The 18,211-nt window shown below is 71.4% G+C and carries 18 protein-coding genes; 8 read left to right on the forward strand and 10 right to left on the reverse strand.

Features of this window, described 5'->3' with window-relative positions; translation table 11 throughout:
- Nucleotides 1-618, reverse strand: coding sequence for a pyridoxamine 5'-phosphate oxidase family protein (locus O7631_RS07285; RefSeq protein ID WP_278143564.1), 618 nt, complete (start codon nucleotides 616-618; stop codon nucleotides 1-3).
- Nucleotides 619-771: 153 nt separating this feature from the next.
- Between O7631_RS07285 and O7631_RS07290 the strand changes: the two genes are divergently transcribed.
- Genes O7631_RS07290 through O7631_RS07300 form a run of 3 tightly spaced genes read left to right on the forward strand, consistent with a single transcriptional unit; the run spans nucleotide 772 to nucleotide 2,938 of the window.
- The gene (locus O7631_RS07290; protein ID WP_278143565.1) at nucleotides 772-1,275 is read left to right on the forward strand and encodes a DUF2231 domain-containing protein; all 504 of its coding nucleotides are present in this window, start codon (nucleotides 772-774) and stop codon (nucleotides 1,273-1,275) included.
- Nucleotides 1,275-1,820, forward strand: coding sequence for an Hsp20/alpha crystallin family protein (locus O7631_RS07295; protein ID WP_278143566.1), 546 nt, complete (start codon nucleotides 1,275-1,277; stop codon nucleotides 1,818-1,820). The genes O7631_RS07290 and O7631_RS07295 overlap by 1 nt, the downstream gene beginning before the upstream one ends.
- Before the next feature lie 8 nt (nucleotides 1,821-1,828).
- A complete protein-coding gene (locus tag O7631_RS07300) occupies nucleotides 1,829-2,938 on the forward strand; it encodes a glycosyltransferase family 9 protein (protein ID WP_278143567.1) in 1,110 nt (369 codons plus the stop codon).
- 6 nt (nucleotides 2,939-2,944) lie between these two features.
- Here the strand turns inward: O7631_RS07300 and O7631_RS07305 are convergent, their stop codons facing one another.
- Both O7631_RS07305 and rfaE2 read right to left on the reverse strand, forming a co-directional pair.
- Nucleotides 2,945-3,823 carry a glycosyltransferase gene (locus tag O7631_RS07305; protein ID WP_278143568.1) on the reverse strand — a complete coding sequence of 293 codons (879 nt, stop codon included), beginning with the start codon at nucleotides 3,821-3,823 and terminating at the stop codon, nucleotides 2,945-2,947.
- Nucleotides 3,820-5,637 carry a D-glycero-beta-D-manno-heptose 1-phosphate adenylyltransferase gene (rfaE2, locus tag O7631_RS07310; protein WP_278143569.1) on the reverse strand — a complete coding sequence of 606 codons (1,818 nt, stop codon included), beginning with the start codon at nucleotides 5,635-5,637 and terminating at the stop codon, nucleotides 3,820-3,822. The genes O7631_RS07305 and rfaE2 overlap by 4 nt, the downstream gene beginning before the upstream one ends.
- A 161-nt stretch (nucleotides 5,638-5,798) precedes the next feature.
- On the opposite strand from rfaE2, the gene O7631_RS07315 reads away from it, so the two are divergent.
- Both O7631_RS07315 and O7631_RS07320 read left to right on the forward strand, forming a co-directional pair.
- Nucleotides 5,799-6,338, forward strand: coding sequence for a type 1 glutamine amidotransferase domain-containing protein (locus tag O7631_RS07315; RefSeq protein ID WP_278143570.1), 540 nt, complete (start codon nucleotides 5,799-5,801; stop codon nucleotides 6,336-6,338).
- Nucleotides 6,339-6,497: 159 nt separating this feature from the next.
- Nucleotides 6,498-8,174, forward strand: coding sequence for an MDR family MFS transporter (locus O7631_RS07320; RefSeq protein WP_278143571.1), 1,677 nt, complete (start codon nucleotides 6,498-6,500; stop codon nucleotides 8,172-8,174).
- A 116-nt stretch (nucleotides 8,175-8,290) separates the two neighbouring features.
- Here the strand turns inward: O7631_RS07320 and O7631_RS07325 are convergent, their stop codons facing one another.
- Nucleotides 8,291-8,782 (reverse strand): NUDIX domain-containing protein, encoded by a 492-nt coding sequence (locus O7631_RS07325; protein ID WP_278143572.1) that lies wholly within the window; start codon nucleotides 8,780-8,782, stop codon nucleotides 8,291-8,293.
- Nucleotides 8,783-8,853: 71 nt separating this feature from the next.
- Here O7631_RS07325 and O7631_RS07330 point away from each other — a divergent pair, with 71 nt between their 5' ends.
- Entirely contained in the window at nucleotides 8,854-10,488 is a 1,635-nt protein-coding gene (locus O7631_RS07330; RefSeq protein WP_278147870.1) for a fatty acid--CoA ligase, read from the forward strand.
- A 187-nt stretch (nucleotides 10,489-10,675) separates the two neighbouring features.
- On the opposite strand, the gene O7631_RS07335 is transcribed toward O7631_RS07330, so the two are convergent.
- The 6 genes from O7631_RS07335 to O7631_RS07360 all read right to left on the reverse strand — a co-directional run bounded on the left by O7631_RS07335 (nucleotide 10,676) and on the right by O7631_RS07360 (nucleotide 15,976).
- Nucleotides 10,676-11,686, reverse strand: coding sequence for an NADPH:quinone reductase (locus tag O7631_RS07335; RefSeq protein WP_278143573.1), 1,011 nt, complete (start codon nucleotides 11,684-11,686; stop codon nucleotides 10,676-10,678).
- A gap of 28 nt (nucleotides 11,687-11,714) precedes the next feature.
- Nucleotides 11,715-12,368 (reverse strand): HAD family phosphatase, encoded by a 654-nt coding sequence (locus tag O7631_RS07340; protein WP_278143575.1) that lies wholly within the window; start codon nucleotides 12,366-12,368, stop codon nucleotides 11,715-11,717.
- Between the two features lie 32 nt (nucleotides 12,369-12,400).
- Entirely contained in the window at nucleotides 12,401-13,228 is an 828-nt protein-coding gene (locus O7631_RS07345; RefSeq protein ID WP_278147871.1) for a hypothetical protein, read from the reverse strand.
- A gap of 189 nt (nucleotides 13,229-13,417) precedes the next feature.
- Nucleotides 13,418-14,089, reverse strand: a complete 672-nt coding sequence (locus O7631_RS07350) for an FKBP-type peptidyl-prolyl cis-trans isomerase (protein WP_278143576.1) — start codon at nucleotides 14,087-14,089, stop codon at nucleotides 13,418-13,420.
- A gap of 145 nt (nucleotides 14,090-14,234) precedes the next feature.
- On the reverse strand, nucleotides 14,235-14,873 hold the full coding sequence (locus tag O7631_RS07355; RefSeq protein ID WP_278143578.1) for a DUF4241 domain-containing protein: 639 nt from the start codon (nucleotides 14,871-14,873) through the stop codon (nucleotides 14,235-14,237).
- Between the two features lie 74 nt (nucleotides 14,874-14,947).
- Nucleotides 14,948-15,976: a Ku protein gene (locus O7631_RS07360; RefSeq protein WP_278143580.1), complete on the reverse strand. Its 1,029-nt coding sequence runs from the start codon at nucleotides 15,974-15,976 to the stop codon at nucleotides 14,948-14,950.
- A gap of 85 nt (nucleotides 15,977-16,061) precedes the next feature.
- Between O7631_RS07360 and ligD (O7631_RS07365) the strand changes: the two genes are divergently transcribed.
- Nucleotides 16,062-17,003, forward strand: a complete 942-nt coding sequence (gene ligD / locus O7631_RS07365) for a non-homologous end-joining DNA ligase (RefSeq protein WP_278143581.1) — start codon at nucleotides 16,062-16,064, stop codon at nucleotides 17,001-17,003.
- Nucleotides 16,993-17,910, forward strand: coding sequence for a non-homologous end-joining DNA ligase (ligD, locus tag O7631_RS07370; RefSeq protein WP_278143582.1), 918 nt, complete (start codon nucleotides 16,993-16,995; stop codon nucleotides 17,908-17,910). The genes ligD (O7631_RS07365) and ligD (O7631_RS07370) overlap by 11 nt, the downstream gene beginning before the upstream one ends.
- Nucleotides 17,911-18,211: the final 301 nt, after the last annotated feature.

An 18,211-nucleotide genomic window follows, 5' to 3' on the forward strand; every position in this document is an offset into this window, starting at 1 on the left:
TCAGACGTAGATCTTCTTGGCGTACTCCGGGCCGTAGTGCCGTTCCAGGTCTTCGAGGCTCTCCGCCGGTGCCTCCACCTCCTTGATCAGGCGTGCGCGGGACGGCAGCAGGTCGGGCTGCCAGGTGTCCGGCTTCCACAACGCGGAGCGCAGGAACGCCTTCGCGCAGTGGTAGAAGATCTGCTCGATCTCCACCACCACGGCGAGCACCGGCCGGTGCCCCTTGACCACCATGTCGTCGAACCACGGCGCGTCGCCGACCAGGCGGGCCCTCCCGTTGATCCGTAGCGTGTCGGTCCGCCCGGGGATCATGAAGAGCAGCCCGACGTGCGGGTTGTCGATGATGTTGTGGTAGCCGTCGGCCCGCTTGTTGCCCGGCCGCTCGGGCAGCGCGATTGTCGTGTCGTCCAGCACCAGGGCGAAGCCCGCCGGGTCACCCTTGGGGGAGACGTCGCAGCTGCCATCCGCGCCGGCCGTGGCCACCAGGCAGAACGGTGAGGCGGCGAGCCATTCGCGGTCCAGTTCGTGCAGGCGGGCGCGTTCCTTGTCGGCGGCTCGTGCGTTCGGCGTACCGAGCAGGTCGCGTAACTCCTCGTGGGAAGTGATCTCCACCGTCACGTTGCTCCTCCCTCAGGCGTTGACCCGTTGGCGGGTAGCACCGTTCGCCAGCCTAGGCCGTCCTGACCAGCGCGAGGTTTGCGCCAGGTCGCCGGGGGTACGGCCCGCCGTACGAGCCGTCGCGCAGTGAAGCCGACCAGTGGAGGCCGGGAGATGGAGAGCCGACTCAAGGTGCTGGGTCATCCAGTCCACCCGATGCTGGTCATGTTCCCGGTCGCGCTGCTGGTCACGGCGGTGCTGTTCGACGTGGTCGACACCGTCGGTGGTCCCGACTTCCTGGGCGAGGTCGCGTACTGGAACATCACAGTGGGCCTCATCGGGGGTCTGCTCGCCGCGGCCGCCGGGTCGTTCGACCTGCTGGCGATCCCGACCGGCACCCGCGCCAAGCGGGTGGGTCTGCTGCACGCCGCCGCCAACGTCGCGGTGATCCTCCTCTTCGCGGCCGTGTGGGTGGTCCGCCTCAACGCCGACTCCCGGGCTGCCGGCGGCGCGTTGATCGCCATCGAGGTGGTCGCTGTGGCGATCCTCGGCATCAGCGCCTGGCTGGGCGGCGAGCTGGTCGACCGGCTCGGCGTGGGCGTCGACCGCGACGCCAACCTGGACGCGCCCAGCTCACTACGGCCGCCAGCGGCCGCACAGCGGATCGGAGACGTGTGATGAGCGAGCAGCAGACCGGCGGCTTCGGCCGGGGTTGGCGGGGCGGCCGACAGCAGGGCTGGGACCCGATGGGCGAGTTGCAGTCGCTGCGCGCCGAGCTGAGCCGGCTGGTCGGCGGTCGGGCCGGCGCGTCCGACGTCGAACTGACCGAGACCTCGGACGGCTGGGAGGTCGTCGTCCGGCTGCCCGGCGTGGCCCCGGAAGAGGTGGCGGTCGAACTGGACGACAGCGAGCTGTGCGTGCGGGCCCGATCCGAGGCGGAGGTCAACGCCGACCAGGGCATCCCCGGCGGTTTCGAGACCCGCGGCTTCGAATATCGCGTCAACCTGCCCGCCCGGGTCGACCCGGACGCCATCGACGCGGTCATGGACCACGGCCTGCTCCGGGTCCGGTTGCCCAGGGCGACCCGGCCCGCGCCGCGCACCATCACCGTCGGTCGCACCGGCCCGCGCTCCGGCTCCACGGGTACGCCGATGCCTGCCGATCCCGCCGCGGACCGGGAGTTGCACCGCCCGGACACCGTCGGCGAGATCGACCGGCAGTAGCGGGCTGCGTGGTCACCCCGTCCGTGCTCGGCCCGACCGCCGAGCGCCTTCCCGACGTGCGGCGGATCGCCGTGCTCCGCGCCAACGCACTGGGCGACTTCGTGTTCGTCCTGCCGGCGCTGGACGCGCTGCGCGCCGCGTACCCCTCGGCGGAGATCGTGTTGCTCGGCGCGCCGTGGCACGCGAAGCTCTGGCGCGACCGGCCGGGCCCGGTGGACCGGGTGCTGGTGGTGCCGCCGGCGCCCGGCATACGTACTCCCGACCCGGGTGAGCCGGAGTCGTCGATGGACGACTTCGTCGCCGCTGCCTCCGGTGAGGGGTTCGACCTGGCGGTGCAGATCCACGGTGGCGGCGCCAACTCGAACCCGCTGATGAGTCGCCTGGGTGCCCGGGTGACGGTCGGCCTGCGCGCCGAGGACGCGCCGCCGCTGGACCGGTGGCTCCGCTACGTCTACTACCAGCACGAGGTGATCCGCTACCTGGAGGTGGTGGCGCTGGTCGGGGCACCGGCGACCACCATCACTCCGACGCTGACCGTCACCGACGCCGACCGGGCAGAGGCGGCCCAGGTGCTCGGGTCGGCGAACCGGCCCCGGGTGGCGCTGCACCCCGGGGCCAGCGACACCCGCCGCCGCTGGCCCGCCGAGCGTTTCGCCGAGGTGGCCCGGGAGCTGCACGGTGACGGCTACGAGGTGCTGGTCACCGGTACGCCCTCCGAGCAGGACGTGGTGGACCGGGTCGTCGCGGCGGCCGGGGTTCCGGTCCGGCCGCAGGTCGGGACGCTCAGCCTCGGCGGGTTGCTGGGCTGCTACGCCGACTGTGCGTTGGTCGTCTCCAACGACACCGGCCCGCTGCACGTGGCCGCCGCGGTGGGCACGTCCACGGTGGGCATCTTCTGGGTCGGCAACCTGATCAACACGGCGAACCCGTTGCGGGGCCGGCACCGGCCAATCTGTTCCTGGACTGTGCACTGCCCGGTCTGCGGGGTGGACTGCACACCGGGCATCTACCCGCACCGCCCCGGGGACGGCGAGTGCCCACACCGGGACTCGTTCGTGGCGGACGTGCCGGTGGTCGAGGTGCTCGAAGCCGCGCGGGAGCTGCTCAGCGCCGAGTGACGGCGATCAGGCCGGCTGAGGGCTGTCCTCCTCGGCGAGGACGACCTCCCACGCCTCGACGTCCCGGTCGGTGACGGTGGTCGGCGACTCCAGGTGGTACGCGCCGCTGGGCAGGATGCCCGCCCCGCCGTACCGGACCAGCACGGCGAGCTGCGCGGCCACGTCCTCACCCTGGTGTTTTTCCTGCACCCGACGCCAGAAGTCGAAACCGCCGACGTCGACGAGCCTGGCCCGGTCGTAGAGCACACACCCGCCGATCCAGGACACCTTGTACGCCCGCCAGGCGCCCGGCGGCAGCGCCAACCGCTCGGTGACGTGCAGCAGGTTGGCCGCCGAGTGGATCCGGGCGCGGTTCCACTCCGGGGTGTCCGGGCGGATCCGCTCCGGCGTCGGAGGGCCGATCCACTCCTCGTAGTGCCCGTGCGACTCCGGCCGCACGTCGTCGGTGTACGACAGCCCGTGCACGCCGTTGCCGACGAACCCGCAGCCCAGCTCACCGATCGCCGTGACCAGCCGGTGCACCGCCCCCGGCTCCAACCAGATGTCGTCGTCGAGGTTGAGGACGTACCGGGCGGCCGAGGCGGCGAGCAGGTACGCCCGATGTTCGGCCAACCCCCGGCGGGGCAGCCGACGGGTCAACAGCACCGGGTGACCCCGTTGGCGCAGCGCCCGGACCATGGTGGCCGCGGCGGGGTGCGCGTACGCGGGCTCCCCGTCGGACTGGTCGCTGACCACCACCCCGAAGCCGGGCACCCCGTCCTGGGCGGCGAGCCCGGCCAGGGTGACAGCCAGTTCGGCGGGCCGGTTCCGGGTCGGAATCAGCACGTCGAGCAGCCGGTCGGCGCGGAACTCCTCCGGGTCGCCGAGGTCGAGGGGGCGGTTCACGACGCCTGGGTTCGGGTGCGCAGCGACTCGTCGGGCGTGTGGTCCGAGGCGCGCGGGGCCGGGTCCTGACTGTGCGTCCGGATCCGCTCGATGATCGCGGAGGTGGACCGGTCCGGCACATACCCGAGGGTGCGCACCTGCCCGCCCAGGCGACGCACCAGCGGGCCTTCCGGGACCAGCTCCGGCGGGTAGTCGCCGCCCTTGACGTAGACGTCCGGGCGGACCGCCTCGATCAGCGCGGCGGGCGAGTCCTCCTCGAAGACCACGACGTGGTCCACACAGGCCAGCGCGGCGAGCAGGGCACCCCGGTCCTCGACCGGGTTGACCGGGCGGTCCGGGCCCTTCAACCGTCGTACGCTGCCGTCCGAGTTGACGGCGACGATGAGCAGGTCGCCCAGGGCGCGGGCCTGTTCCAGGTAGCGCACGTGGCCGCGATGCAGCACGTCGAAGCAGCCGTTGGTGAACACCACTGACCGTCCCGCCTCGCGGTACTCGGCGACGATCGCGTCCAACTCGTCGGTGCCGACCAGCCCCGAGCGGTCCGTGCTTCCGGTCGGTTGGTCGAGCGCGGTGAGCAGGTCCTCCCGCCGGCACACGCAGGTGCCGGTGTCGGAGACGGTGATGGTCGCCGCGAGCTGGGCGAGCTGCGCGGCGGTGGGCAGCGGCGCGTCGGCGGCCAGGGCCAACGTCATCGCCGCCAGGTACGCGTCCCCGGCGCCCACGGCGTGACTGGCCGGGACCGGGGTGCTGTGGCTGCGTCGTGGTGCCCCGTCGGCACCGCCGACGACGGCACCCTCGGTGTCCAGGGTCACCGCGACCACGTCCGCGCCGGTGTGCGCGCGCAACTCGGCCAGCCGCGACTCGGCCAGTACGGCCCGGTCGACGCCCTCCCCGGCCCGGGTGTTCACCGTGACGCCGGTGCCGGTGACGCTGAGCCCGTCGCCGGTGAGCGCCACCCGGCCCTCGCCCCGGATCGGCTCACCGACCGGGCCGGTGCGGTCGGCGGCGTCGTCGGCACGTACCCCGCCCGGGGCCGCGCCCACTGTCATCTCCGAGGGCCCGTCAGCCGGGTCGATGTCCGGGTGTTCCAGGTGCAGGTCGGTCCCGCCCGCCGGCCGGGTCGTGCCACCGGCGCGGGCCAGCAGGCGGGTCGCCTCGGCGAAGCTGGGCGTGACGACCGTCGGGGCGAGCCCTCGCCAGTCGGCCAGATCGTGGGCGTCCAGCGCGACGGTGGCGTACCGCTCGCGTTGCTCGACCAGCCACGCGCGGACCGGCGCGGGCAGCGCGCCCAGGCCGTAGTCGCAGACCACCAGGGTCGGGGCCTCGCCGCCGGCGGCGGCGCGCAGCTCCTCGGTGGCGCAGGCCAGCGCGGTGAGCAGCCGGCTCACGCCCTCCGGGTCGAGGGCGTCGTCCGGGTCGCCGGAGTCCTCCCGCAGCAGGATCTGGTTACCGGCCAGCATCCGCCGCTTGACCGGGGTGGGTCGTCCCGGCTGGTTGACGGTGCGGTCCCAGACGCCGGCGCGGTCCAGACAGTCGTGCAGTTCGTCGCCGGCCACGTCGGCGCCGACCGGTGCCACCAGCACCGCCTTGCCGCCCAGCGCGGCGACGTTGACAGCGGTGTTCGCGGCACCACCGGCTGCGGAGATCCGTCTGCGCAGGGTCAGGACCGGAGCTGGTGCCTCCCGGCAGAGCCGATCGGAGTCGGCGAACCGCCATTCGTCCAACATGGCGTCACCGACGATCAGGACCGGGCGTCCGAGCCAGCTCTCCACGACGGTGGCGAGCCGGCGCTGTTCCGCTGCTGCTCCTGCCATGCCTCCCCGGGTCCCCACCGCCCCCCTGGCCAAACCTGGGCGACGGTCGGTCCCGCCGCTGGTCGTACGCCTTTCGGTGGTTCGTCACCGGTCGGGTCTGTTTCGGGCGTTGCGGGCGGGGAAGGGGATTGAGGTACCCCTTGGAAAGGAGATGTACCGACATGACAGCGGCATTGAACGGCAAGCGGATCGCCTTCCTGGCCACCGACGGCGTCGAGGAGGTCGAGTACGTCCAGCCGCGCGAGGCGGTCGAGAACGCCGGTGCGACGGTCGAGCTGGTCTCGCTGAAGCCCGGCACCATCCAGTCCTTCAACCACCTGGACCAGTCCAAGACGTACGACGTGGACGTGACAGCGGACAAGGCGGACGCCGCCGGCTACGACGCGCTGGTGCTGCCCGGTGGGGTGGCGAACCCGGACTTCCTGCGGGGCGACCCGGACGCGGTGCGGTTCGTGAGGGCGTTCTTCGACGCGGGCAAGCCCGTCGGGGTGATCTGCCACGGCCCGTGGACGCTCATCGAGGCGGACGTGGTGCGCGGTCGCCGGATCACCTCCTGGCCAACCCTGCGTACCGACCTGACCAACGCGGGCGCCACCTGGGTGGACGAGGAGTGCGTGACCGACGGCAACCTGACCAGCAGCCGCAACCCCGACGACCTCCCCGCCTTCTGCCAGAAGATCACCGAAACCTTCGCCGCCTGACCCCCACCCACCCCACCCACCCCGCTCCCGCTCTCATTGATCAAGAGGTTTGCGTCATTCCCGCAGTGTTTCCTGACGCAAACCTCTTGATCAACAGGGGTGGTGGGGGCTTTTTGGGGATTGGGCGCATGTTCCTCGGCTCGCCGGATAGAAGGCCACATGACCACCGAAGCCTCGGACGCGCCGATGCTGAACCGTCAGCAGATCCGACTGCTCATGCTCGGTCTGATGACCGGCATGCTGTTGGCCGCGCTCGACCAGACCATCGTCGGCACGGCCCTGCCGACCATCGTGGGCGAGCTGGGCGGAATCAACCACTACTCGTGGGTGGTGACCGCGTACCTGCTCGCCTCGACCGCGTCGACCCCGCTGTACGGCAAGATGGCCGACCTCTACGGACGTAGACCGGTTTTCCTCTTCTCGATCGGCACGTTCCTGGTCGGCTCGTTGCTGGCCGGACTGTCCCAGAACATGACCCAGCTGATCATCACCCGGGGCATCCAGGGCCTCGGCGCGGGTGGTCTGCTGACACTGGCGTTCACCATCATCTCGGACGTGGTGTCCCCCCGTGAGCGCGGGCGCTACCAGGGTCTGTTCGGTGCGGTCTTCGGAATCTCGTCGGTGGCCGGGCCGCTGGTCGGTGGTTACTTCGCGGAGACCGACTGGCGGTGGATCTTCTACATCAACGTGCCGCTGGCGATCCTGGCCATCGTGGTCTGCTACCACGTGATGCGGTTGATCCCGTTCGAGCGCCGGGAGCACTCGATCGACTGGCTCGGTGCCGGCCTGCTGGTCGCCGGGGTGAGCGCGCTCTTGCTCGCGCTGAGCTGGGGCGGCAACGAGTACGCCTGGGGTTCCGGCGTGATCATCAGTCTGTTCGTCGTCGGTGCGGTGCTGGGGGTTCTCTTCGTCGTCCAGGAGGCCCGGGTCGCCGAGCCGATCCTGCCGCTGCGGCTGTTCCGCAGCGCCACCTTCGCCCTGGCCAACTCGGCGCTGCTCATCATCGGTCTGGTGATGTTCGGCTCGATCATCTTCATCCCGCTGTACCTGCAGATCGTCAAGGGCGCCTCACCGACCCGCAGTGGTCTGCTGATGCTGCCGATGATGGCCGGCATCATCATCACCTCGATCCTGACCGGCCGGGCGATGACCCGGATCGGCCGGTACAAGTGGTTCCCGGTCGCCGGGTCGGTGACCCTCCTGGTCGGCATGTTCCTGTTCACCCGGCTGGAGGTGGCCACCTCGCTCTGGGTGGCCTTCGGGTTCATGGTGGTGATCGGCGTCGGGCTGGGTCTGTGCATGCAGTCGCTGATCCTTGCCGTGCAGAACGCGGTGTCCGTGCGTGACCTGGGGGCCGGCACCTCGTCGGCCACGTTCTTCCGGTCGCTGGGTGGTTCGTTCGGGGTGGCGATCCTCGGCACGGTGCTCTCGTCCCGGCTGACCGGCGGGCTCGCCGACCGGCTGCCCGGTGCGATCGCGCAGCTCCCGCCCCAGGAGCAGGCCGCCGTTGCGGCGAGTGGCGGCTCCAACATCTCGATCAACGATCCGGCGACCATCCTGGCCCTGCCGGCGCCGGTGCGCGCGGCCATCCAGGGGGCCTTCGTCGACGCGTTGGACATGGTCTTCCTGACCGCCGGTCTGATCGCGATCCTGGCGGTGGTGGTCACGCTGACGCTGCCCAACACCCAACTGCGCGGTGCCGGTCCGCAGGGCGCCACCGGCGGCGCCGACCCGCTCGGCGGCGAGGCGCCGGCCCCGGGTGGCAAGCCGCTGACCCGCGAATCCAAGGAGGAGGCCGCCGCCGACATGGAGGCCAAGTCCCAGACGATGATCTGATCGTGTCGACGTCGGCCGCCCCGGACCTCTCCGGGGCGGCCGACGTCATCCGGCGGCCGCTTCAGGAGGGGTTCTCCGCCGGGATGCGCCACCCGCAGTAACGCGGCCCGGCCGACCTACTTCAGGATGAGCCGGTTCGTCTGCTCGAAGACGTCCAGGTCGGCCAGGGTCTCCAGGACCGAGGTGGAGAGCGGGGCGGGGAACCGGTCCCGGGCGAAGAAGCCCGCGTCGGTGGTCTCGTCGGTGACCCGGGCCAGTTGCCCGTCCCACTCCTCCACCTTGAACGCCGTCGTGAAGACCTGGTACGTGTGCCCGTACATGTTGGTGCTGGTCCGGTCCGGCCCGGTGTAGAGGGCGAACGCGCAGACCCGCAACGCGCGCAGCCCGGTCTCCTCGCGGACCTCCCGGACGGCGCAGTCGGCAATCGACTCGCCCAGCTCCATCGCGCCGGCCGGCATGGCCCACTGGCCGTTGTCCGAGCGTTGGATCAGCAGGATGCGTCCGGCGTTGTCGTTGACCACGGCACGAGCGCCGACGAACATCAGCGTCCGGTCCCCGGCGATTGCGCGTAACTGCCCTACGTACGAGTCGGCCCAGGAGATGCTCACCTGCGACAACTTACGGGGGTTCCCAACGTGTGACCGGCGACACTAACTTGTTACCCATGCGTAGCACGATGATGGACGCCCCTCTCCAGGTCTCCCGGATCCTCGATCACGGCGCAGGAGTGCACGGCACGGCCGAGGTGGTGACCTGGACCGGTGCCGAACCCCGTCGGATGACGTACGCCGAGGTGGGCCGCTCCGCGGCCCGGCTGGCGCACGCGCTGCGTGACGAGTGCGGGGTGACAGGTGACGAGCGGGTCGCGACCTTCATGTGGAACAACAACGAGCACCTGGTGGCCTACTTCGCGGTGCCGAGCATGGGCGCGGTGCTGCACACGCTCAACATCCGGCTGTTTCCCGACCAGGTCGTCTACATCGCCAACCACGCCGAGGACCGGGTGGTGCTCGTCGACACCACGCTCATCCCGCTGCTGGCCCGGGTGATCGGCGAGCTGACCACGGTGCGGCACGTCGTCGTGGTCGGCGGTGGTGACCCGGCGCCGCTGGTGGCGGCAGCCGGCGACCGGATCACCGTGCACCACTGGGACGCGCTGCTCGCCGACCGGCCCGAGGTGTACGACTGGCCGGAGGTGGACGAGCGCGACGCCGCCGCGCTCTGCTACACCTCGGGCACCACCGGCAACCCGAAGGGCGTCGCCTACTCGCACCGCTCGATCTACCTGCACTCGTTGCAGGTTTGCATGCCGGAGGGCTTCGGTCTCGGGCCGACCGATCGGGAGCTGGCCATCGTGCCGATGTTCCACGCCATGTCCTGGGGTCTGCCCTACGCGGCCTTCCTCTCCGGCGCGTCACTGATCATGCCGGACCGGTTCCTCCAGGCCGCGCCGATCGCCGAGATGATCGCCGCTGAGCGGCCCACCCTGGCTGGCGCGGTGCCGACCATCTGGACGGATCTGCTGGCCTACCTGGACGGTCACGACGTGGACACCTCGTCGCTCACCGAGGTGATCGTCGGCGGCTCGGCCTGCCCGCCCGCGCTGATGCACGCCTTCGACGAGCGACACGGGATCGACGTCATCCATGCCTGGGGCATGACCGAGATGTCACCGCTGGGGTCGGTCTCGCGTCCACCTGCCGGGGCGTCCGGGGAGCAGGCGTGGCGCTACCGCTACACGCAGGGGCGGGTGCCGGCGGGTGTGCAGGCGCGGATCGTCGGACCGTCGGGCGAGCCGCTGCCCACCGACGGCACGGCCGTGGGCGAGCTGGAGGTCCGTGGGCCGTGGGTGACCGCCCGGTACGTCGGTGACGACACCCCGGACGAGGAGAAGTTCCGCGACGGTTGGCTGCGTACCGGGGACGTGGGTACCCTCTCGCCGGACGGGTACATCGCGCTGACCGACCGCGCCAAGGACGTGATCAAGTCCGGGGGTGAGTGGATCTCGTCGGTGGAGCTGGAGAATGCCCTGATGGCTCACCCGGCCGTCTTGGAGGCGTGCGTGGTGGGCGTACCGGACGAGCGGTGGGACGAGCGACCGCTGGCCACCGTCGTGGTTCGGGAGGGTGCCACGGTGACCGCCGAGGAGCTGCGGGACTTCCTGGCCGACTCGGTGGCGCGTTGGCAACTGCCCGAGCGCTGGGCGTTCATCGACGCGGTGCCCAAGACCAGCGTGGGAAAGTTCGACAAGAAGGTCGTCCGTTCGCGGTACGCCGACGGTGAGCTGACTGTCCGGGAGCTGACAGCCCCGTAACGTTTTTCCCGGCACTGTCGCCTGTTGGGGCAGGGGCAACTCCTGAAGATCCCTCCCCAGGGGGCGGCCCCGGCGTTCGCACCGCGCCGGGGCCGCCCGTTCCACGCGGATGACCCGCACCGTCATTGTTGCGAAAGTTCTTCGCTTCTGTCCTGATGACGCGGAAATCGGGTGGTCCGCGACTCGATCAGGCGTCGCTGGTGGTCACCAGCACCTTGCCCACCGTGGAGTTCTCCACCGCCTCGTGCGCCGCCGACGTCTCGGCCAGCGGGTAGTAGTGCAGAGGCAGACCGGCCTCCGCGCCGACCCGGAGCGCGCCCTGGCTGGCCGCCGCGGCCACGTCCTTCACGCCCTGCGCCTTGGCCGCCTTCGGCTCGGTGTAGACCAACACGAACTGCCAGCGGGCGTTCGGCGCCATCATCGCCCGGATCGGGATGCTCACCTCACTCCCGCCGTTGTCCGCGTACATGCAGACCGCGCCGCCGTGCCGCAGCACCTGCACGTCCACCGCCGCGTTGCGGGCCGGGGCCACCTCCACGATCGTGTGGACCCCGTCGGGGGCGATCCGACGGACCTCCTCGACCACGTCCTGCTCCCGGTAGTTGATCACGTGCGAGGCGCCGGCCGCCGCCGCGAGCTGCGCCTTCTCCGCACTGCTCACCGTCGCGACGACAGTGGCGTCGGCCCAGCGGGCGAGCTGGATCGCGGCGTTGCCGACCGCGCCCGCCCCGCCCTGCACCAGCACCGTGTGGTCCGCCAACGCACCGGCGCGCAGCGTGTCCGGCATGAACTCCCCGGCGGTCAGACAGCGGTGCGCGGTGAGGAACGGAATGCCCAGGGCCGCCCCCAGCTCGAACGGGGCGGCACCGAGGCGTACCGCCTGCCGGACCGGCACCAGCGTGTACTCCGCCGAGGTGCCCCACGGCCGCTGCCAGGCCGCCTCCCAGATCCAGACGCGCTCACCGATCAGGTCGGGGTCGACCCCCTCGCCGACGGCCTCCACCACCCCCGCACCGTCCTGCCCGGGAATCTGCCACCCGTCCGGGGCGGAATTGCGGCGGGACTTCCAGTCCGTCGGATTGACCCCCGAGACCGCCACCCGGACCAGCACCTCGCCCGCAGCCGGCTCCGGCACCGGCCGGTCGACCAGTTCCAGCACCGAAGGGTCGCCGGTCCGCTCGTACACGATGGCCTTCATTCGTGGTCTCTACCCCTCCCGGCCCCGGTCAACCCAGGCCGTCCACCACCTCCGGCGTCAGCTCACCGATCGCGCCCAGCGTCACGGTGGCCAGCCGGGCGGCGTCCGGGTCGAGAGGGTACGAACCATGCGGCACCGCCACCACCCGCATGCCCGCCGCGGCCGCCGAACGGACCCCGTTGGACGAATCCTCCACCGCCACGCAGCGGGCCGGGTCGACGCCGAGGCGTCCCGCCACGCTCAGGTACACGTCCGGCGCGGGCTTGCCGCGCTCGGTCTGCTCGGTGGAGAGGGTCGCGCCGAACGCGTCGGTCAGGCCGGTGGCGGCCAGCGCCGCCTCGATCAGCCGGGTCGGTGACGAGCTGGCCAGCCCCAGCGGCCAACGCCCGGCCAGCCGGCGGACGACCTGGTCGGCGCCGTCGATGAGGGGTACGTGGTCCCGGTAGCGCCGGGTCATCTCCTCGACGACCTCAGCGGCGACCTGCTCGGCGGTGCGGTCGACGCCCAGCTCACCGCTGAGGTAGTGGGCCCACTCGCCGGTGCTCATCCCCATCAGGCGACGTTGCGTGTCCGGCTGCCACGTCCCGCCGTGCGCCGCCACGTACGCCCGGCGGACCTCCTCCCACACCGGCTCGGAATCCACGATCACGCCGTCCAGGTCGAAGACCACCGCATCCGTCACGGCACCATCCTGCCCGACCGGTGGGCGCCCGGTCAGCCGGGCAGCGCGGGCAGGCCGACCGGGCTGCCCTCGGGGAGCAGCGTGTGGCCGGACCGGGCGATCGGCTCCAACAGCTCCCGGAGCCGGTCCGTCTCGTCCGGGGTGAGCGCCTCCCACGGGTGCCTGGCGGCCCGGTCGGTGGCCTCCTCGACGGCCTCGAACTCGACCCGGCTGTGCTCGGTGACAGTGCCGTCCGCCGCCAGCCAGCCCCGCTGCGTCAGCCGCTCGCGGGCGGCCTTCCACTGCTCCTCGGACCAGCCCCGGCCCAGCAGGTACTGCGGCGGGGAGCCGTCCATCGCCACCCGCCAGGTCAGCGTCTCGACCGGGTCCAGCCCGGCGGCCACCAGCGCCGCCACGTGCCCGTCCCCCCGGTGCTCGCGCAGCGTCGTGGCGGCCTGCCAGAGGCGGGCCAGCGGGTATTCCCCGACCGGCAGCGCCGCGTTGGCCGCGCCGAGCACCCGGCCGGCGGTCTCCACCGCCAAGGCGGCCCGCTCCAGCAGGTCGGCGGCCTCGGCCAGGTGGGCTTCCGGCAGCTCGTAGGTCAGCTCGGCGAGCGCCTGCACCGCGCCGGTCAGGCGGGCGCGGAGCGCCTCCTGCGGGGTGGCCAACCGCCAGACCGCCGGCAGCGCCCGGGCCACCATCGGCGGCGCGAAGTTGAAGAAGGCGGCGACCACCGGGGCCGCCTCGGTCGCGCCCAGCGGTGCGGCCCGGCCGGCGAAGTAGCCCCGCCAGTAGCCGCGCAACCCGACCGCCTCGTACGCGGCGCGGGCCCGGGGATGAAGGTAGGTGACCGCGTGCACCGGCTCGAAGTACGCCCACATCACGCGGGCCGTCCGTCCAGCCTCGTCCAGCGCCGTCACACACACCTCCGCGTCCCGGTTACGGATGCTCACCCCGGGCGGTGGACCGCCCGGGGTGACGCCGAACCTACTGCCGGTGGGTGACGGGCCGGAAGCCCCATGTGAACAACTCCATCGCGACCGGTGGACAACCGGGGCGATTCGGTCAGGTCACTGGGCGGCGAGGACGTCCACCACGAAGCGCAGCGGACCGGTCGGGCGTCCGCCGGCGTTCGCCTCGTCGTTGCCGTACGCCAACTCACCCGGGATGTCGAGCTGCACCCGGCTGCCCACGTTCACGCCGACCAGACCCTGGTCCCAACCGGGGATGACCTGACCGACACCGATCGGGAAGGTGGCCGGCTGCCCGGCCTTCCAGGACGAGTCGAACTCCTTGCCGTCCTTGTAGAACACCCCCACGTAGTTGGTGGTGATGTTCTGGCCCTTCTGCACCGCCGGTCCGGTGCCCTTGATCAGCGGGGTGACGGTGAGCTTCTTGAGGTCACCAGTGCCCGGCGTGACGGTCGGCTTGGTGCCCAGCGCCGGGTCGGCCCCCTCGGGAAGCTGCGGGGCGGGGGGAGCGCCGGCCGCGTCGGGGGCCGGAGCGGAGGCGGACGGGGTCGCGTCGGCCTGGTTCTTGGGCTTGTCGTCGCCCCCGCCGATCGCCACGAAGACGGTGATCAGCACCCCGACCACGGCGACCGCGGCGAGGCCACTGGCCCACGCGTTGCGCTTCCGCCTCGCGTCGGCTGCCTTCTTCGCCGCCAACTGGGCGGCCAGTCGGCGCCCCGACTTGGTCGCCGGGCTCTGGTCCGGGCCCGTCTGCTGCGTCCGCTCGCTCACGTCGTCGACTCCCTGCTGCGAAGTGTGGCCGGCACCCGGTGCCGGGGGGAAAGCCGACGCACACGGTACCCGCACCACGGCCCACCGTGCCCGCCGCGCACGCCTCGGATCGCCCGGCGAGGCACTTCCGGGACCTTTCCCGGCGTTATTCCGGGACGACCATGAAGTCGGTCACGAACGAGGTGACCCGTCCGTCGGCGGTACGGCCGATCCAGGTGCCGTAGCAACCGTCGCCCCACCCGGTGGCCACCGTGACCACGTTGGCACCACTGGCCTCGTCGAGCACAGCGGTGACCAACCCGCGCACCGGCGACATGGGCAGCTCGTCCGGGACGAAGACCTCCTCGATCCGGTCCTCGTCCCAGCCTTCCAGAGCGGCGAGCGCCGTCGGGTCGGCCAGGGTGCCGGCGCCGGCGTCCACCCCGTACCCGAAGTAGTCGTCGGCGCCGAGGGTGGCGACATCCTGGTCGCCCGCGACGGCCAGCTCCCAACGACTGGTGGGCTCGGCCGAGACGACCAGCTCGAACGCGGCCACCCGTCGGTCCACCTCGGTGTCCTCGCGGAGCACCACGGCCACCCAGGCGCGAGCGGGATACCGCCCCGGCGGCACCGTGACAGTGAACGGCTCGGCCTCCGGGCAGACCAGCGGGTCACACCCGACCACCCGACCGGTCGGCAGCACGACGTCGTCCACCGGGTGGGCCTCGATCAGGTACGCGCCGTGCTGGTCGGTGAAGCGGGCTCCGGGCGTCAACAACCGGTCCAAATCAGGGGTGTACGGCATGGGGGCTCCTCCGGTGGCCAGCGGCCGGCGGAGCGTACCCGGCCCGGCGGACACCGCCGCCGCTGCCGTACCGGTCAGGCGCTCTTGCGGGGTGCGGTCTTGCGGGCGGCCGTCTTCTTCGCCGGCTCCGCCTTCTTCGCGGGCGTCTTCTTGGCGGCGGTCTTCTTCGCCGGCTCGGCAGTCTTCTTCTCGGCGGTCTTCTTCGCCGTGGTCTTCTTCGCGGGGGCCTTGGCGGCCTTCTTCTCGGCCGCCTTCTGGGCGGACCGGGCCGACGAGATGGGCGTCGGCTCACCGCCGCCACCGCCACCACGGGCGGGTTGCTCACCACGCGCCGCCTTGGCGCGTTCCACCGACGCCTTCAGCGCGGCCATCAGGTCCACCGCGGCGGCCGGTGCCTCCTCGACCTCCTCCGGCTGGACGACCTCGCGACCCTCCACCTTGGCGTCGATGACCTCCTGCAACGCGGCCCGGTAGTCGTCGGTGAAGACGTCCGGCTCGAACTCGCCGGTCATCGAGTCGATCAGGGAGCTGGCCATCGCCAGCTCCGGCGGGCGCACCTTGAGGTCCTCGTCGAGGAAACCGAAGTCCGGGGTACGGATCTCGTCGGGCCAGAGCATCGTGTTGAGCAGCAGCACACCCTCACGGACCCGCAGCGTGGCCAACTGCTCCCGTTGGCGCAGCGCCACCTTGACGATGGCCACCCGCTCCGAGTCGATCAGCGCGTCGCGCAGCAGCACGTACGGCTTGGTCGCCGCGCCCTCCGGCTCCAGGAAGTACGCCTTGTTGTAGAGGATCGGGTCGACCTGCTCGGCCGGTACGAACTCCAGCACGTCGATCGCGCGTGAACTGGTCAGCGGGAGGTCGGCGAAGTCCTCGTCGGTGAGGATCACCATCTCGCCGCCGCCGATGTCGTAGCCCTTGGCGATGTCGTCGTAGGTGACCTCCTCGCCACAGACCGAGCAGGTGCGCTTGTAGCGGATCCGGCCGCCGTCCTCGCGGTGCACCTGGTGGAACCGAATGTCCTTCTCCTCGGTCGCGGAGTAGAGCTTCACCCCGATCGAGACGAGCCCGAACGACACGGCTCCCTTCCAGATGGCACGCATCTTGCGCTCCCTTCCCCGGTATCGACCATGCTCGCATCCGAAAGAACCGGACGCGAGGTGTTCGGCCTGCTACTACAGTCGGGTCGTGCCCGGCGCGCCGCTCAAGCCGATGCTCGCGATGACCGGGCCGCTCCCGGCGGGTGACGGCTGGGCGTACGAGTTCAAGTGGGACGGGGTCCGCGCGCTCGCCGACATCTCCGGTGGTGGTCAGCACCTGTATGCCCGTTCCGGCGTGGAGATCACCGCCGCGTACCCGGAGTTGGCTACACTGCCCGAGCAGGTCGACGACGCGCTGCTCGACGGCGAGGTGGTGTTGCTCGGCGAGGGCGGGCAGCCGTCGTTCACCGCGCTGGCCGAGCGGATGCACGTGCGGGACCGCAACAAGGCCGCCCGGCTGGCGGCGGTCATGCCGGTGACGTACATGATCTTCGACTTGTTGCGGCTCGACGGCGACGACCTGACCGGTTGGTCGTACGAGCGCCGCCGGGAGGCCCTGGACGGGCTGGGCCTCGGCGGTCCCCGGTGGGCGGTGCCGCCGATGTTCGCCGACGGGCCGGCCACCTACGAGGCGGCCGGTGAGCACGGCCTGGAGGGCGTGATGGCCAAGCGGGTCGGTGCCGTCTACCGCCCGGGGGTGCGCTCACCGGACTGGGTGAAGGTCAAGCTGGAGGTGACCGGTGACTTCGTCGTGGGTGGCTGGCGACCGGGCGCGCGCCGGATCGGCGGCCTGCTGGTCGGTGTGCCCGGCCCGGACGGCAGGTTGATCTACCGGGGTCGGGTCGGCGGCGGAATCGGCGCGGCCATCGAGCGGCAGCTCCTCGCCGAGTTGGAGCCGCTGCGGTCCGGCGCGTCGCCGTTCGCGCCCGGTGTGCCGCGCGAGGATGCGCGGGGAGCCATCTGGGTAGAACCCCGGGTGGTGGTGGAGGTGAAGTACGGCCAACGCACCCCCGACGGTCGGCTGCGCTTCCCCCGGGTGCTGCGGTTGCGCCCGGACAAACCTCCCGAGGAGGTCGACGATGCCGGCTGAGCGGCTACGGGTGGACGTCGAGGGCCGCCCGCTGGAGCTGTCCAACCTGGACAAGGTGCTCTACCCGGCGGCGGGTTTCACCAAGGGCGAGGTGATCGACTACTACACCCGGATCTCGCCGGTGCTGCTGCCGCACCTGCGGGACCGGCCGGTGACCCGGATCCGCTTCCCGAACGGCGTGGACGACAAGTCGTTCTTCGAGAAGAACACGCCGGCCGCGACCCCGGACTGGGTGCGCGTGGAGAACCTGCCCGCGCCCGGGTCGACGAAGGGCCGGGAGACCATCGACTACGTGGTCGCCGACGACCTGCCCACACTGGTGTGGTTGGCCAACCTGGCCGCGTTGGAGCTGCACACGCCGCAGTGGAAGGTCGGCGAACACCCGGACATGATGGTCGTCGACCTGGACCCGGGGCCGCCGGCGGGGCTCGCCGAATGCTGCCCGGTGGCGGTGCTGATGCGGGACCGGCTCGCGGACGACGGGATCGAGTCGTACCCGAAGACCTCCGGCAAGAAGGGCATGCAGCTCTGCTGCCCGATCGCGGGCACCCAGTCGTCCGATCTCGTCTCCGACTACGCCCGACGGATCGCCCAGGAGTTGGAGAAGGCCCACCCGAAGCTGATCGTCTCGAAGATGGCGAAGAACCTCCGCCCGGGCAAGGTATTCATCGACTGGAGTCAGAACAACGCGGCGAAGACGACGGTGGCGCCGTACTCCCTGCGGGCCCAGTCGGTGCCGTCGGTGTCGACGCCGCTGACCTGGGACGAGGTCGAGGCCGGCGCCCGTGGCCGGAAGCCCGCCGTCCGCCAGTTCACCGCCGCCGAGGTCCTGGCCCGGGTCGAGGAGTACGACGACCTGCTCGCCCCGCTGCTCGACGGCGGCCCGGAGTTGCCAGGCTCACGCTAGGTAATAACGAACGCCCAGATGGCCCGCAGGTTGCTATCAGCAACAGAGTGTTACGGACCGCGGTGTCCCGCCCACATCACCCGCCGCCTTTGCTCTGCATACCTATAGGCGACACCGCTGTGACCTGGTACTTCACTGATGGCCGTGCAGTTGGGGGATGGAACCCTCCTCGCGGAGCGTGTGCGTCGCACATAGGTATGCAAAGCAAAGGCTGTGAGGTGGGGGTGGTGGCCCCGTGCCGAGATCACCCGATGTGATCGGCCGGCGCCCACCGCGAGGGTGGACGCCGGCCGTCGGGGAC

It is taken from the genome of Micromonospora sp. WMMD967 (assembly GCF_029626165.1).
Classification (GTDB): domain Bacteria; phylum Actinomycetota; class Actinomycetes; order Mycobacteriales; family Micromonosporaceae; genus Micromonospora; species Micromonospora taraxaci.